The 14,754-nt window shown below is 64.9% G+C and carries 13 protein-coding genes; 2 read left to right on the top strand and 11 right to left on the bottom strand.

All coding sequences use genetic code 11. From position 1 onward, the window contains the following. Nucleotides 1-108: 108 nt before the first annotated feature. The 11 genes from OYT13_RS24215 to OYT13_RS24165 form a co-directional block, all read right to left on the bottom strand. Nucleotides 109-1,308: an ATP-binding protein gene (locus OYT13_RS24215; protein ID WP_268567066.1), complete on the bottom strand. Its 1,200-nt coding sequence runs from the start codon at nucleotides 1,306-1,308 to the stop codon at nucleotides 109-111. Nucleotides 1,309-1,547: 239 nt separating this feature from the next. Further along, complete coding sequence (locus tag OYT13_RS24210; protein ID WP_150564401.1) at nucleotides 1,548-1,940, bottom strand: EscU/YscU/HrcU family type III secretion system export apparatus switch protein; 393 nt, start codon at nucleotides 1,938-1,940, stop codon at nucleotides 1,548-1,550. Beyond that, nucleotides 1,937-3,370, bottom strand: coding sequence for a flagellar hook-length control protein FliK (fliK, locus tag OYT13_RS24205; RefSeq protein ID WP_268567065.1), 1,434 nt, complete (start codon nucleotides 3,368-3,370; stop codon nucleotides 1,937-1,939). The genes OYT13_RS24210 and fliK overlap by 4 nt, the downstream gene beginning before the upstream one ends. 44 nt (nucleotides 3,371-3,414) lie before the next feature. Next, nucleotides 3,415-3,753: a flagellar protein FliT gene (locus OYT13_RS24200; RefSeq protein WP_017231579.1), complete on the bottom strand. Its 339-nt coding sequence runs from the start codon at nucleotides 3,751-3,753 to the stop codon at nucleotides 3,415-3,417. Then, entirely contained in the window at nucleotides 3,746-4,180 is a 435-nt protein-coding gene (gene fliS / locus OYT13_RS24195) for a flagellar export chaperone FliS (protein WP_017231580.1), read from the bottom strand. Before fliS ends, OYT13_RS24200 begins: the two co-directional genes overlap by 8 nt. A gap of 39 nt (nucleotides 4,181-4,219) precedes the next feature. Further along, nucleotides 4,220-6,325, bottom strand: coding sequence for a flagellar filament capping protein FliD (gene fliD, locus OYT13_RS24190; protein ID WP_017231581.1), 2,106 nt, complete (start codon nucleotides 6,323-6,325; stop codon nucleotides 4,220-4,222). Between the two features lie 155 nt (nucleotides 6,326-6,480). Continuing rightward, nucleotides 6,481-7,893, bottom strand: a complete 1,413-nt coding sequence (locus tag OYT13_RS24185; protein WP_268567064.1) for a flagellin N-terminal helical domain-containing protein — start codon at nucleotides 7,891-7,893, stop codon at nucleotides 6,481-6,483. Nucleotides 7,894-8,385: 492 nt separating this feature from the next. Then, entirely contained in the window at nucleotides 8,386-9,045 is a 660-nt protein-coding gene (locus OYT13_RS24180) for a response regulator (protein WP_017231583.1), read from the bottom strand. Further along, nucleotides 9,042-9,923, bottom strand: a complete 882-nt coding sequence (locus OYT13_RS24175) for a sensor histidine kinase (RefSeq protein ID WP_268567063.1) — start codon at nucleotides 9,921-9,923, stop codon at nucleotides 9,042-9,044. The genes OYT13_RS24180 and OYT13_RS24175 overlap by 4 nt, the downstream gene beginning before the upstream one ends. Before the next feature lie 370 nt (nucleotides 9,924-10,293). Further along, nucleotides 10,294-11,688 carry a sensor histidine kinase gene (locus tag OYT13_RS24170; protein WP_039829658.1) on the bottom strand — a complete coding sequence of 465 codons (1,395 nt, stop codon included), beginning with the start codon at nucleotides 11,686-11,688 and terminating at the stop codon, nucleotides 10,294-10,296. After that, nucleotides 11,681-12,352 carry a response regulator gene (locus tag OYT13_RS24165; RefSeq protein ID WP_026131524.1) on the bottom strand — a complete coding sequence of 224 codons (672 nt, stop codon included), beginning with the start codon at nucleotides 12,350-12,352 and terminating at the stop codon, nucleotides 11,681-11,683. Before OYT13_RS24165 ends, OYT13_RS24170 begins: the two co-directional genes overlap by 8 nt. Nucleotides 12,353-12,636: 284 nt before the next feature. Between OYT13_RS24165 and OYT13_RS24160 the strand changes: the two genes are divergently transcribed. Both OYT13_RS24160 and OYT13_RS24155 read left to right on the top strand, forming a co-directional pair. Next, nucleotides 12,637-13,686 carry an ABC transporter substrate-binding protein gene (locus OYT13_RS24160; RefSeq protein WP_017231587.1) on the top strand — a complete coding sequence of 350 codons (1,050 nt, stop codon included), beginning with the start codon at nucleotides 12,637-12,639 and terminating at the stop codon, nucleotides 13,684-13,686. A gap of 169 nt (nucleotides 13,687-13,855) precedes the next feature. Further along, nucleotides 13,856-14,689: an ABC transporter ATP-binding protein gene (locus tag OYT13_RS24155; protein ID WP_017231588.1), complete on the top strand. Its 834-nt coding sequence runs from the start codon at nucleotides 13,856-13,858 to the stop codon at nucleotides 14,687-14,689. The last annotated feature ends 65 nt before the right edge of the window (nucleotides 14,690-14,754 follow it).

Genomic DNA, 14,754 nt, shown 5'->3' with positions numbered 1-14,754 from the left:
CTCGTCGACCTTGGACGGGGCTTTTTTATTGTCGGCGGGCGCGTGCTCGCGAGAGGGGCGATGCGCTGCCGGCCGATGACGTGCCCGGGCCGGCAGGCCGCGCACCGGTCATGCCGCACCCGCGCATGCGGGTTGCGGCGGCATGATGCGCTTCAGAAATGCGTGAAAGCGCGGCACGGTGAATGCCGCATCGTCCAGCGGGGTGCTGTAGAGCATGCCCTTGTTGACGAGTGCCTGTCGAACCGGTTCAAGCGCTTCGGCAGGTTTGCCAAATTCCGCGGCGACGGCGTGCAGATCGTGCGGACCTTCTCCCAACTCTGCCATCGCCCGCAGGTAGTGCTTTTCCGTCGGGGTCAGCCGCTCGAAGCGGAGGCGGTAAAAGTTGTTATCCAGCGCATCGATGGCCGCCCTCGACGCAAGTCTGACGTGTTCCGAAGTGATGGGACTTTCGTGCGCCACCTTCCAGACGAGCTTCCCCCATTGTTGGAGAAAATATGGGTAGGCGCCCGTGCGCTCGACGATCTCGTCAAGCGCATCCGGCGTGATGGCGACGCCGGCTTGTGCGGCGGGGACGGCGATCGCATCGCGTGCCCCGGCATTCGAGAGCGGTCCGATCGTGGCGATTTCGAACATTCGCTCCGCATAGGACTTGGCGTCACCCACCTGCCGGATCAGTGGCGGCAAGCCTGCGCCGATCAGAATGACGGGCAGCTGGTATTGCGCGCATCGGTGAAGGGCGTAAAGCAACGCGGACAACTCCCGCTTCGGCATGCCCTGAAGTTCGTCGATAAAAATGGCGAGCACGGTGTGCGCCGATCGGGCCGCGCGCCCCACCTCAACGAGCAGTGCACAAAGATCCAGGTCGAGAATGCCGCAATCCGCCAGACCTGGCTCGGGCGCGTAATCCAGACCGACTTCGATGCCGTCATAGGTGACTTTCAATCCGGAGACGAAGCCGGCGAGCGCGCGCAATCCTCGAACGACGGTGTCCTTCGCCGACTGTGTTCGACTCATGCGCAATAACGCGACACGCAACGCCGGGGCGATCGATGCCGGCAGCGACTTCACTTCCGGGGCTTCGAGATGCACGGTGATCGCGCCTTGCTGTTCGGTGTCGTAAAGGAGACGTTCGAGCAGCACCGTCTTGCCGACACCACGCAGGCCGATCAGCAGTTGACCATTGGCGTGGCGTCCGATGCGAAGGCGTTCGATGCAGACACGCACTTCCTCGCGAATATCATCGCGTCCGGACAAGGAGGGCGGCGGTGTTCCCGCGCCGGGATTGAAAGGATTCTGAATGGCTTCCATGGCAGACACGCAAGGTTGGGTTGGCGAGCAAATGCCTATGCCCGGCACGCGGTGCCGCGACATACGGAGAGAATCCTAGTGAGATCGCTTGTGCTGCGCGGATGGCAAAACGTCTGCCCATCGCGAGGAAGCCGGGGAAGCCTTTGCCCGCAGCGGTGCGCCGCTCGTCAGCGGTTACGGGGCAGGGCAGGAATTCAGACACTTCACCGCACGCTCGCCCGATGTGCGAACGGCATGACTTAGCGCGTGCGGTGGTCGGCGGATGGATTGTCGAATGCGTTGGACGGTGACGTGGCTGCGGCGGCCGGCAAGTCGGCCGAGGACGCCGGGGCGGCGACGCCCGGCGGCAGCGGCGGCGGGTGGCCACCCCGTCCCGCTTCGAGTTTGTAGAGCCACGCCAGCAACTCCGCGACCGCCTGATAGAGCTGCGCCGGAATCCGCTGATCGAGGTCGACCTGCATGAGCAGGCTTACCAGCTCCGGCGATTCATGCACATACAGGCCATGCTCGTGCGCGGTGCGCACGATCGTTTCGGCGAGCAGGCCGTAGCCCTTCGCCACCACGCGAGGTGCCGTGTCGTTCGCCCCGTAGGCGAGCGCGATCGCCGTGCGACGCTCCGGTGGCAGCGTCATGCCGCACCTCCGGTCTCTGCGTCTGGCGGCACATCGCCCGCCGAGGGCCCTCGCTGCCCGGTGGCATTGGTCGGGGCGGCAGCGTGCAATGGGCGCGCAGGGTCGGCCGGGTTGGCACCTGCCGATGACCCGCCGACGCTTGCCCCCGCGTCCGTCAGCGCGCCGAACGACAATTGGCTCGCGATGAGTCCGACGGCCGCGAGTCGCTGGCGCAATACATCACCCTCTTGCGACAGTACATCGGCCGACACGGACGAATCGGTCAGCAGGCGCGCCTGTAACTGCTGCCCGGACAACCCGAGCGTGACGTCGACCGTGCCCAGCAACGGCAGCGTGAGACGCAGATGGGTATGCCATGTCGAGGGCGTGGCCGCCTCGCCGGGCATCGGTTGCCCGGCCCGTTCCTCGACCTGCCATGTCATCGGCGCTCCCGGCCACGCCATGCCGTTCCATTGGAATTGCGGATTCACCAGCATGTCCAGCTGCTGACGCACCAGCGTGACACTTTCCGCGGGCGCATTCGCCACGGCGGCCATCACCCCGGCCGGGCCGTGCGGCGCAGCATTGGGCGGTGAGCCGTTGCTCAGCGCAGCGAGGGTGGCGTCGGCCCCCTGCGCGCCTGGCAATACGCTGCTCGTTGTGTGCGCCACGCTTGCGGCATGCGCCAACGCGTTGGCCGTGTTGGGCAGATTGGCGCTCGCATGCAGACCGCTATCGGCTGCCTCGCCCGTTGCCGGTGGCGCAACGACGCCGGGCGACGCGGCACCGGAGGCGGCCGCCACGGGCGGGGTCGACGGGCTGAGCGTCGGCCAACCGGTGGCCAGCACGGCGTCGGCGCCCGCAGGGCCGAGCAACCGGGTGAGGGGGCCGGGACCGGGCAGCGTGGCGTCGGCACCGGCCGCGCGCAACTGCGCGGCCAGATTCGCCGAAGCGGGCCAGCGCAATTGCGGCTCGGCCTGTAGTTGCTCGAACGAGCGGCTGCCCGAGGCCCACTGCGACAGATGCGATTCGTAAAAGAGCCCGCTCGCGGACAACGCCTCCTTCAACGCCGCCGCGAGCAGTGGCGCGAGCGCGGGCGCGCCGGTGCCGGGGGCGGCCGGCCATACGGGCGTGCTCGCCTGCACGGGGCCAGGCGAGTCGGGCGCCAGCCGCAGAATCGTGTCGATGGTGCGCGCGGCGGCCGAGAGCGTCGCCTGTTGAACGGGGGAGGCAAGCCGGGCACCGGCTTGCGGCGGCGCGTTACCGAGTCCGACGGCCGTCGTCGACGGGCGGGTGGCGAGGTCGACGAGGGCGGACGTGGCGTCGCCGGTGGGCTGCAGGCCCGATACGGCACCTGGCGCAGTCGTCGAGGCCGCGCCTTGCCCGGCACCCAGCAATGTGTCGAGCCGTCGTGCGAGCGTTGTGGCCAGCACCGAATCGAGACCGGCCATACCTGACTGACTCCGAAGAATGGGCGACGCGACGCGCTGGCGCGTCAGGCGCCCAGGTTCAAGCCGTAGACTTCGTGCAGGGCACGTTGACGGCGTGTGCTGTTGATCATGGCATCCAGATGCGCCAGGCGCGGTACCACGAGATCGCGGATCGCGGCGTCGTCGGCCAGAATGCGACGGATGACGGCGTGCTTTCGCGCCCGCTCGTCCTCGCTGAGCGGTAGCGACGCGTCGAGCTGCTTGATCGAATCGACCTGCGCACGATACTGCATCTCGAGGTCGATGAGGGCATCCCAATCGCCATCGCGCGCCACGCCGAGCATGCGCTCCGTGAGGCCGGCAATGCTCTCGTAGCAGTTCAGCAACGACTTGGCTTCATTCATAGCGCACTCCGGTGCCCGCCTGTGCGGCGGGGGCCCCCGTGCCGGCCGCCGGCGTGATCGCTCGCCAGGCCGATGCAATCGTATCGAGCAGGGTGTCGACTTCCTGCACCTTGACCACGTCGTTCTCGAGATTCGCTTCGAGCAGGCGTTGGCCCATGTAGTCGTAAAGATCGCGCAGGTTGCGAGACAGTTCTCCGCCGGCGTCCATGTCCAGGCCGTCGCGCAGACCGCCAATAATGCCGATGGCTTTCGAGAGCGCGAGTCCGCGATCCGCGATGCGGCCGTCTTCGAAATGGACGCGGGCCTTCGTGAGGGCTGCCTTGGCGCCGTCGAACAGCATCATGATGAGCTGGTGCGGACTCGCGGCGATGACGCCCGTCTCGAGTCCGACTTTGCGATAAGCGTTGGCGGCGTTTTGACCGTACATGACTTTCTCCGAAGCGCGCGGCGTGAGTGCGTCGCGCGCTTACTTCGAGGACGACGACGAAGACGACGACCCGCCAAGCACCTGCTTGAGGTAGTCGCTCGTGTTCTGCAACTTGGCCATCGTCGCGTCCAGCGCCGTGAACTGGGCGAGGTAGCGGTTCTGCATCTGCGTCATCTGGTCTTGCCAGTCGCTTTCCTGTTGCTGCACGTGCTTGATGCTGGCATTCAGGTTCGACGTGGCCGTGCTGATGGCGCCCTTGGCACTCAGGAAGTTGCTGACCTGGTTCGACAGCAGCGACGCATAGCCTTGCGAGAAATTGATGGTGCCGCGATTGCCGAGGTTGGTGCCGGTGACCTGGATCTTGAGGCCGTCGGTCAGCGAACCCGCGGCGCCGGTCAGCGACTGGCCGCTGCCCGTGGCGATCACGCCGCCGATCGAGCCGCCGACATCCACGCCATCGGTGCTGGGCGACACCCCCGTGCCGAACAGCGTGGTCTGGGCATTGCCCGACGTCACGCGGATGTTCGAGGCGGAGCCGTAACGGTTCGACGTAATCGACAGCACCCCGGCCGTCTGCTTGACGGTCACTGTCGAGCCGTTGGCGACGAATTGCGAGTTGCCATTGATCGCGGCCTGCAAGGCGGCGGCCATCTTGTCGGGCGTGTAGGTGCCGTTCGGGATGGTGATGGTCGTGCTCGTGCCGTCGACCTGCACCGTCAGCGTATTGTTGGTGCCGTTGATGACGGTGTTCGCGCCAAGCGTGGCGTTCGACGTGAGCGTGCCCTGCGTCGCCAGTCGCGTGACGACGACGTCGTACTGGCCCGGCTGGGTATTGGTGGTCGAGCTCTGGTAGTTGATCAGGCTGTCGCTGGTCGTGCCGTTGGTGGCAAGCAACGACGCGAGTTGGGCGAAGCCGCCCGAGGCGATGGCCTTCTGCAGCTTGGTCGAATCGACCGCCAGCTGGCCCGATGTATCGGTGGCACTGCCGGAGCCGTCGCCGGCCTGGAACGTCACGCCGATGTCCGCGAGCGAGGTCAGCACCGATCCCGAGACCCCCGGCAGCTTGCCGTTCAGGATCTGCTGGATCTGCGTTGTGATCATCTGCGTGGTCGTGTCGCCGATCAGCGGACCGTTGTTGTTCGAGGTGCTGCCGGGCGAGGCGCTCGACTTGTCGAAGTACGTCAGTTGGCCGATCGCGGAGTGCAGCGTGTTGTACGCGGTGACGAAATCGCTGACGGACTTGGTGACGCCGTCGCTGTTGTTGCTGACGCTGACGGTGGTCGAGCCGGTCTTGAGCAGGGTCATCGACAGACCCTGCACGGCGCTCTTGACCGTGTTGGTCTGGCTCGACACGGCCAGGCCATTGATGGTCAGGTTCGCGTTCTGGCCCGCGGCCGTCTGCGTCAGGTTCTGGGTGGCGGTGGGGTCGTACGCCAGCATATTGGTGAGCGTGGCGTCGCCGCCGGCGGCGACGTCCACCTTCATGCTCATCGCCTGGCCGGTCTGCGTCGAGGTCAGCACCAGGCGGTTCGGCGTGGCGCTGCCGTCGTTGACGATCGTGGCCGTCACCCCGCCCTTGGCGGCGTTGATGGCGTCGCGAATGCCTTGCAGCGAGTTGTTGCTGTTCGTGATGGTGATGCTGAACGGCGCCTGCTGCGCATTCGGCGAGAAGCTGGCGCCGGTGTACGTGCCGTTCGCGAGCGTGCCGCCCGATATCGTGCCGAAGCTGAACGTCAACTGGGTGGACGCGCCCGTGCCGATCGAGGCGGCAGGATCGGACACGCCGGACGTCGACAGGCTTTGCGCCTGCGCCAGTTGCGTCGTGTTGATCGTATAACTGCCGGCCTTCGCCGTGGTGTCCGCCGACGTCGTCAGGAAGGTCGCGTCGCCCGGTGTGGCGGTCATCTGCAGGAACGACGACGCCGACGACAGGGCCGACAGCGACGACTGGAACGAACTCAGCGCCGATTGCAGGCTGCCGAGTGCGGAGACCTTGGTCTGATAGCTGGCTTCTTGTGATTTGAGCAAGCTGAGCTTTTGCGTGGCCGGCTGCATCAGACTGGTCACGAGCGCGTTCACGTCCAGCCCGGAGCCGATGCCCGGTGACGAAATGGAGCCCGTAGTGCTACTGCCGGTAGTCGCCATAAATTGCTCGCTCTCTAAAATGGTTGCTCAACTCACAAAACGCCGGCACAAAAAGTCTGCCTTTGTAATGTTTGCGGCGGCGCCCCCCGTGAAGGTGGCGCCGCCGGCGGCCCGGCCACGTTGCCGCCGGGCGTCAAACCCAACCCAACAGGCGCTTACTGGAGAAGCTTCAGCACTTGTTGCGGCAGTTGGTTGGCCTGGGCCAGCATCGAGATACCGGCTTGTTGCAGGATCTGCGACTTGGTCAGGTTGGCCGTTTCCGCAGCGTAGTCGGTGTCTTGCACGCCCGAACGCGCCGTGGTCAGGTTCTGCGTCGTGGTCGACAGGCTCGAAATCGTCGACTGGAAGCGGTTTTGAATAGCGCCCAGGGTCGATTGCAGCGTGTCGACGGTGCCGATGGCCGAGTCGATCTGCGACAGCATCAGCGTGGCGCTGTTGACCGTCTTCACGTCGGCTTGTGCCAGGCTACCGCTCGTGGCGTACGTCGTGGCTGCCGTCGGCAGGCCCAGCTTGGTCAACGTTGCCGCCGTACCGCCGCTGATCTGGAACGCCGAACCCGAGCTGAGGTGCATCTTGCCCGTGGTGTCGACATACGCGTTCACGCCGCTGTTCGACGAGTTGATCGCGTTGGCCAGGTCGCTGGCGCTGTTCATCTTGCCGGTGATGTTCGTGGCCTTGCCGTTGACGGTCAGGACCAGGTCCCCTGCGGCCAGCGTTTGCGAGAACGTACCAGCGACGGCGGTCGACGTGGTCGTCACACCGGCGGCGGCGCCTGCGACGGCCATGCCCAGCGTGGTGGCGTCGGCACCGGCGATCGTCATCGTTTGTGCCGCGTCGGTGTTGGTGATCGCGATTTCACCGGCCGAGTTGACCGAAGCGACATTGCCCGTGAAGCCCGCGGATTGTGCGGCGGTGTTGATCGCCGTGGCCAGGTCGGCCGAGCTGTTGTACGTGCCGGCCTTGACGTTGACGGCGGCGCCTGCACCCATCTGCACGGTCAGTGCGGCAACGGTGAAGCTCAGCGGGTTGGCGGCGGACGTCGTTTGCGCGACCGAACCGATGCTCGAGATCGTCATGCTTTGTTGCAGGTTGACCGAAATGGTCTGACCTGCGTTGGCGCCGACCTGGAAGTTCGCCGTGCCCATCGAGCCGTCGAGCACGTTCAGGCCGTTGAACGACGTTTGCGTGGCCAGACGGTTCACTTCCGCCAGACGCTGTTGAACTTCCTGATCGAGCGCGGCACGGTCCGAAGCCGAGTTCGTCGAGTTGGTCGACTGAACGGCCAGCGTGCGGATGCGTTGCAGGTTGTCAGTGATCGCCGACAGGGCGCCCGCGGCGGTTTGCACCAGCGAGATACCGTCGTTGGCGTTGCGCTGCGCTTGCTGCGTGCCGTTGATCTGGGCCGACATGCGGTCCGTGATCGCCAGACCGGCGGCATCGTCGGCGGCGCTGTTGATGCGCATACCCGAGGACAGGCGCGTGATCGAGGTTTGCAGGCCCGACTGCGACGTGCTCAGGTTACGTTGTGCAACCAGCGAGAAGATATTGGTATTGATGACAGATGACATTTAGCCACTCCTTTCCCAAAATTTTTGGCTCCGGCTTAAGCGCCGTAACTTCGGCTCTACAGCCATTCGCCGAAAGCCGCCGTTGTAGGGGATATCGGACGGCCATTGGGAAAATTTAGGGTGATTTCACAAAATGATGTGTCACCCCCCATCGACGGGCCCTGTCGATGTAGGAAAAACGCTAGCGGACCAGTCTACAAAATTCTTCCCCGATCGATCCCGCAAGGAAAGGGGCAATCTGCCGCTTATTCAATCCCTGTAAGGCTTGGAGAGGCGCAGACGACTGCCTGGCTCCTGTCGCGCGACCGCCAATTCTCGGCAGGTGGCAACACTTTGAAGGCGCACCAGAAAATTTCTCGCCCGGGTGAGAAAGCGTTGCCGGACGCAACGCTGTCGACGATCGAGGTCGGTTCGGCGGTCCGAAATGCACGTGGCCCGCATTCTCGGGCCACGTAGTGATCGCTTACTTCTGATTGGGTGGTGCCGGAGCGCTCAGGCGCAGAGCGGTCCCATCTCGGCGCTGACCAGGCCGTGTTGCATCACGTAATAGGTGAGTTCGGCGTTGTTGTTCAGGCGCATCTTTTCCAGCAGGCGCGTGCGATACACGCTCACCGTCTTGACCGAGAGCGAAAGCGCATTGGCGATGTCGGTCAGGCGCTTGCCCGAGCCGATCATGCAAAGCGTCTGATATTCCCGGTCGGACAGGCGCTCGTGCGGCGGTTGGTCGGCGTCCGGGCCGAGGTAGTCGGCGAGCGTCTCGGCGACCATCGGGCTGACATACTTGCGGCCCGCGGCGACCTGCCGCACGGCCGAGACCAACTGCTGCGCGTTCGAGCGTTTGCTCAGATACCCGGCCGCGCCGGCCTTGAGCGCCCGAAGCGCGAACTGGCCTTCACCGTACATGCTGAAGATCATGATCGGCAGACGCGGATGTTTGCGCCGCAAGGTCTTGAGAATCTCGAGCCCGTTCGTGTCGGGCAGCGAAATGTCGAGCAGGACGATGTCCCACTGGGCGGCGTCGGTCATCTCCAGCGCTTCCGCGCCGCAGTCGGCTTCGCCGACGACCGAGATGCTCCCGCTGTCGGAGAGCAACTGTCGCACGCCCTGACGCACGATGGCGTGGTCGTCGACGATGAGCACTCTGAGCGTCATGATGCGTATCCGTGAAGAGCAAGCGATTCCGGGGCATGATGGCCGGTCGCGGGTGCCGCGGCCGGGGACGACAGAATCTGGTGCCAGGGAAGACGCGCGCTCACGAGCGTCCCCGATCCTTGCGCACTGCCAATACGTATCGTGCCGCCAAGCGCCGTGCAGCGCTCGCGCATCCCAACCAATCCGAAATGTCCCTGCTTGCGACGCGCGCCGCGGACCAAGCCGCAACCGTCGTCGGAAATCGTGAGTTTGAGTGAACGATGACCGCCGTCGAGCGCCACCACTACGCGAGAGGCGTGTGCGTGTCGGGCAACGTTGGTCAAGGCTTCCTGCGCAATTCGATATAACGCCAGCACCGCGTCGGGCGTGAGCCTGGCGACGCGCTCGCGCGTCACGTCGTCGCAGCGCCAAATGCAGGTGAGACCGCTTTGTTCGCCAAAGCGACGCAGCCAGGCGCGCAACGCCGCGACGAGACCGGCGTCGAGCGCGGGGGGGCGTTGGCGGCAGACGAGGTCATCCGCCGCGTCTTGCGCCGCGTTTGCTGCCTGCTGAATCTGGGTGCAGAGGGACTGCCACTCGGCGGCGTCGGCCGGGGCGCGCGTGGCAAGACGCGCTACCACCAATTGCAATGCCGTGAGGTGCGCCCCAAGTCCGTCGTGTATCTCCCTGGCCAGGCGCGTGCGCTCGGCTTCGCGAGCGGCGTCAATTGCGTGTGCCTCGGACTGTGCCGGCGCGCGCGAGGCGGACTCGGCGGGCAACGCCGTGTCGCACGCGGCCGCCAGACCCGATGTCGGCGTCACGGCGCGCGTGTGCAACGCGTCGTCAAGTGACACGCGACGTCTCGCAGCCTGTGCGGCACGATCGACGAGAAACGGCATGGAGGCAAATTCCTGAGAGAAAAAGTCCCGTGCCGCAACTTGCGCGCCGAGACCCCACCGAATTTAACAAACTTTACATTTCGTCACAATTACACGTGGCAAACAAGCACGTGACGGACGTCGAAGCATAACTCTTTGATTTGGATCAAAAAGTATTGGCTTGCTTAAGGGGAATTCTGCGAAGACCCCAAAATATATCAGGGTTTGTCCTAGCGCATGGAGTCGAGCCAGTGTTTCAAACGATTTTTTCAATCTAACCAACGGTAAAGCCTGAGTTTTTCTTGCGACTTCATACGGCTGCGAGTTTCTATCAGGCGGCGGTGCAGGCTTGCGGTGTGCGGTATCGGAGACGTGACGCCGGCAACGTCTTCTAAAGGGCGTTGCGTTCAGCCTCTATCGCGAGCGGTAGCGTCACGGTCACCATCAGACCGCGACCGTCGTCGCCCGACGCCAGCGTCACGGTGCCGTAACTGGCCGCCACGATTTCCTTGACGATGGCCAGCCCCAGCCCGGTGCCGGGCTGACCCGGCGGCGCATTGCGATAGAAGCGCTCGAACACACGCTGCCGCGCCTCGGCCTGGATGCCCGGCCCATCGTCGATCACGCGCAGGCGGGCCATGTCCTGAGGACTGTCGATGGCGACGGTCACGCGACCACCCTCGTGGATATAGCGGATCGCATTGTCGACAAGATTCATGACCATGGCGTGAAACAGCTCGCCATTGCCCTCGACCCACACGTGCGCTTCGGTCGTCTCCAATCCCAGATCGATATGGCGTCGTTGCGCAAGGGCGACGAGTTCCTCGAGCACGGCGGCGGCCACGGCCACCAGATCGACACGCGAGCGCGAGAACGCCGGCGTGTCGGCCGCCTCCGCCTGCGAGAGCAGCAACAGCTTGTTGGTGAGATCGGCCAGCCCTCGACTGCTCGTCTGCATGGCGGCTAGTACGTCGGCCAGCGCAGCGCGATCATCGAGCTGCGCCGCGAACTGCAACTGGGTATCGAGCAGCGTGAGCGGGGTGCGTAGCTGGTGCGCGGCGTCGGCCACGAAGCGCCGCTGTTGCTGCGCCTGTGCCGAGAGCCGCTGGATGCACAGGTTGATGGCGTCGACGATAGGTCGCAGTTCGGTTTGGAGTTGTCCGGCGCGAATGGGCACCAGTTCCTGCGGCGCGCGCCCGGCGACCTCGTCCTTAAGGCGAATGAGCGGATGCAGCTCGACCGTCAGCCCGATGAGCACCAGCAAGGCGGCCAGCGCGGCCATGGCGATCTGGCGGTGCAGCGACGGTTCCCACAACTGCGAGAGCATCGCGTCGTGCGCGTGCATCGTCTCGGCCACCACGACCGCGACCTGATAGGGTGTGCCGGCGTTGTACATCGTGCGCACATAATTGACGGCCCGAAGCGGTTCGCCATTCACGGTGACGCTGAAGTACGCCGGGGTCGTGCCGGAAAAGAGCGGCGGGCGCGGGAAATCCGGCGGGCCGGCGAGCAATTGGCCGTCTTCGGTGACGACCTGATAGAGCACCCGGTCCCGCGCCGGCGACGCGAACAGTTCGAGTGCGGAGGGCGGCACGCTCGCGCGCAGGGCCCCATCGACCCAGGTGAGTTCCCCGGCGATCACTTGCGCCGACGTGAGCAAGGCCCGGTCCTGCACGAGCGCGGCGGTGTCGCGCGCACTGCGATAGGCCTGCCACCCACTCGCGCCGATGTAGAGCGTGAGAGGCAGCATCAGCCACATCAGCAGCCGTACGCGAAGGCTAAGCATCTTTGGCGCGCAGCAGATAGCCCAGGCCGCGCAGCGTCATGATGGCTGCGTGGCTCGTCTCGAGTTTCTTGCGCAGACGATGGATATAGATCTCGATGGCATCGGCGCTCGGTTCGTCGTCGAGACCGAAGACGCCGTCGACGAGGGCGCTTTTGGCAACGGTCTTTCCCTGCTTGCGCATGAGGATTTCGAGCACGGCATGCTCGCGCGACGGCAGCGCGAGCGGCGCACCCGCGATCGTAAACTGTCGCGTGCCCGCGTGATAGGCCAGATCGGCACACACCAGATCCGCGCTCTGCTCGGGCGCATGCCGGCGGGCGAGCGCCTTGACGCGCGCGATTAGCTCGCGCACTTCGAAGGGTTTGACCAGATAGTCGTCGGCCCCCGCGCCGAGACAGTCGACCTTCTCGTCGACGGAACCGCTGGCCGTGAGAATGATCACCGGCACATTATTGCGACGCTCACGCAGCCGTCGCAGCACATGCTTGCCGCCGAGCTTTGGCAGCATGAGATCGAGCAGCACCACGTCGTACGTCTCGGTTTGCAGTAGACGGTCGGCGGCGTCGCCGTCGCGCGCGGCGTCGACCGTGAAGTTGTCGTCGCGCAGCATGCGGGCGAGCCAGTGGGCGAGGGTGTCGTTGTCTTCGATCAGCAGCAGTTTCATGACGGCAAAGGCGTAGGGCGACGCAGACAGCGGCGCAGACAGCGACGGCGAGTGTGCCCGCCGAACCGGCGCAAGCCAACAGCGGGTAAACACCCATCGGTTGCGCAAGAAAACCTGCATGGGACGAAAGCTCGATGAAAGCTTCGGTTTTCTACAATTCGCATCAAGGCAAAGGAAACGATTCAGAGGACCGCTGCCTGGGCCCTGTGGCAAACCACAGCGGTCGGCCGGCGCCGCAACGCGACGCTTGAGCCATTATCCCTAAAAACGATGGAGACACCATAATGCGAGCAAGCCATGGCGTGCGTACGCCGAAAGCCTTCGTGAAACCCGTTCTGGCCGCCGTGTTCGGCGCATCGCTGGCGCTGGCCGCCGTGCCGAGTTTCGCCGCCGACAGCGGCAAGATCACGATCATGGTGGGCGGCATCACCAAGATGATCTACCTGCCGGCCAAACTCGCCGAGCAACTCGGATACTTCAAGGACGAAGGGCTGAACGTCGAGCTGCTCTCGCAGCCGGCCGGTGTCGACGCCGAAAACGAATTGCTCGCCGGTGCCGTGCAGGCCGTGGTTGGCTTCTACGATCACTCCATCGACCTGCAAAGCAAGGGCAAGGAAATCGAGGCCATCACGGTCTTCGGTCAGGTGCCCGGCGAAGTCGAACTGGTCAATGCCAAGAGCCGCGACACCATCAAGAGCATGGCCGACGTCAAGGGCAAGACCCTGGGTGTGACGGGCCTGGGTGCGTCGACCAACTTCCTCACGCAGTACCTCGCGGCCAAGCACGGCATCACGTCGTCGCAATTCTCGGTGCTGCCCGTCGGCGCGGACAACACGTTCATCGCCGCCATCAAGCAGAACCGGATCGACGCCGGCATGACGACCGAGCCGACCGCCTCGCGTCTGATCAACACGGGCGACGCGGCAGTGCTCGTCGACATGCGCACGATGAAGGGCACGGTCGACGCGTTGGGCGGCGCTTACCCGGCGTCGAGCCTGTACGTGCAGCGCGCGTGGGCCGACACGCACAAGGAAGAGGCGACCAAGCTGGCCCGCGCGTTCGTGAAGACACTCAAGTACATCAACACCCACTCGGCCGCAGAGATCACCGAGAAGATGCCGAAGGACTACTACGCCAACAACAAGGCGCTGTACCTGCAGGCGCTGCAGAACTCGCTGCCGATGTACTCGCCGGACGGCCGCATGCCGAAGGATGGTCCGGAGACGGTGCTCAAGGTGCTCGCCGCGTTCAACCCGAACGTCAAGGGCAAGCACATCGACCTTTCGAAGACCTACACCAACGCGTTTGTCGACGCCGCGAACGTGCCGAAGTAAGCGTTCGATCTCGCGTCACCCTTTGATCCTGTAGTTCCGGCGCGCGCGTCGCTCGACGCGCCGCCACCCGAGCCGCCCGCACCCGACGACCGTCCGGTGTGTGGGCAGACTCACCCCTGAAAAACCGCAACGACACCGTTTGCCCTTCGACGTCACTGAGGAACCGGGCATGACCCAGACCATCACCCCCACTGCGCCGGCGCGCGCTGCGAGCCCTGTCTCGCGCGATACCCCGGCCATCGAATTCGACAACGTGTCGTGCCGCTTCATCTCGGCGGACGGCCACGCCACCATCGCGCTGCGCAACTTCAGCATGTCGGTCGCCCGCGGCGAGTTCGTCGCCATTGTCGGGCCGACCGGCTGCGGCAAATCGACCACGCTGTCGATGATCACCGGCCTGCTGCGCCCGACTGCCGGCAGCGTGCGCGTGATGGGGCAGCCGGTCAACGGCATCGACCCGCGCATTGGCTTCGTGTTCCAGAACGACGCGGTATTCCCGTGGCGCAGCGTGCGCGAGAACGTGGCCGCCGGCCCGCTGTTTCGCGGTCAGTCCAAAGACGCCGCTTACGCACTGGCCGACCAATGGATCAAGCGCGTGGGCCTGGACAAGTTCGGCGACCACTACCCGCACCAGCTCTCGGGCGGCATGCGCAAGCGCGTGGCGCTGGCACAGACCTTCATCAACAACCCCGAAATCCTGTTGATGGACGAGCCGTTCTCCGCGCTGGACATGCAAACGCGCACGCTCATGCAGGACGAGTTGCTGCAACTGTGGTCGTCAACCTCCGGCTCGGTGGTGTTCGTCACCCACGATCTGGAAGAGGCGATTGCGCTGGCCGATCGCGTGTTCGTGCTCACGGCGCGTCCGGCCACGCTGAAGAATGTGTACACGATCGATTTGCCGCGTCCGCGCGTGATGTCGGAAGTTCGCTACGAGCAGCGCTTCATCGACATTTCGCGCGAGATCTGGGCGGATCTGCGTGAGGAAGTGAAGATCGGTTGAAGACGACGCCCCCGCCGGGGCATCGACAATGCATTTGCGGGCCGCGCATCGACGCGCGTGCCCAC

Origin of the sequence: Pandoraea sp. XJJ-1 (assembly GCF_026802345.1) — a bacterium.
GTDB classification, from domain to species: domain Bacteria; phylum Pseudomonadota; class Gammaproteobacteria; order Burkholderiales; family Burkholderiaceae; genus Pandoraea; species Pandoraea cepalis.
This window is presented reverse-complemented; position numbering and strand designations above follow the sequence as displayed.

What these genes read in the sequence shown, in the direction of transcription:
- OYT13_RS24215 (WP_268567066.1), bottom strand. Translation starts at nt 1,308, where the DNA reads ATGGAAGCCATTCAGAATCCTTTCAATCCCGGCGCGGGAACACCGCCG.
- OYT13_RS24210 (WP_150564401.1), bottom strand. Translation starts at nt 1,940, where the DNA reads ATGACGCTGCCACCGGAGCGTCGCACGGCGATCGCGCTCGCCTACGGG.
- fliK (WP_268567065.1), bottom strand. Translation starts at nt 3,370, where the DNA reads ATGGCCGGTCTCGATTCGGTGCTGGCCACAACGCTCGCACGACGGCTC.
- OYT13_RS24200 (WP_017231579.1), bottom strand. Translation starts at nt 3,753, where the DNA reads ATGAATGAAGCCAAGTCGTTGCTGAACTGCTACGAGAGCATTGCCGGC.
- fliS (WP_017231580.1), bottom strand. Translation starts at nt 4,180, where the DNA reads ATGTACGGTCAAAACGCCGCCAACGCTTATCGCAAAGTCGGACTCGAG.
- fliD (WP_017231581.1), bottom strand. Translation starts at nt 6,325, where the DNA reads ATGGCGACTACCGGCAGTAGCACTACGGGCTCCATTTCGTCACCGGGC.
- OYT13_RS24185 (WP_268567064.1), bottom strand. Translation starts at nt 7,893, where the DNA reads ATGTCATCTGTCATCAATACCAATATCTTCTCGCTGGTTGCACAACGT.
- OYT13_RS24180 (WP_017231583.1), bottom strand. Translation starts at nt 9,045, where the DNA reads ATGACGCTCAGAGTGCTCATCGTCGACGACCACGCCATCGTGCGTCAG.
- OYT13_RS24175 (WP_268567063.1), bottom strand. Translation starts at nt 9,923, where the DNA reads ATGCCGTTTCTCGTCGATCGTGCCGCACAGGCTGCGAGACGTCGCGTG.
- OYT13_RS24170 (WP_039829658.1), bottom strand. Translation starts at nt 11,688, where the DNA reads ATGCTTAGCCTTCGCGTACGGCTGCTGATGTGGCTGATGCTGCCTCTC.
- OYT13_RS24165 (WP_026131524.1), bottom strand. Translation starts at nt 12,352, where the DNA reads ATGAAACTGCTGCTGATCGAAGACAACGACACCCTCGCCCACTGGCTC.
- OYT13_RS24160 (WP_017231587.1), top strand. Translation starts at nt 12,637, where the DNA reads ATGCGAGCAAGCCATGGCGTGCGTACGCCGAAAGCCTTCGTGAAACCC.
- OYT13_RS24155 (WP_017231588.1), top strand. Translation starts at nt 13,856, where the DNA reads ATGACCCAGACCATCACCCCCACTGCGCCGGCGCGCGCTGCGAGCCCT.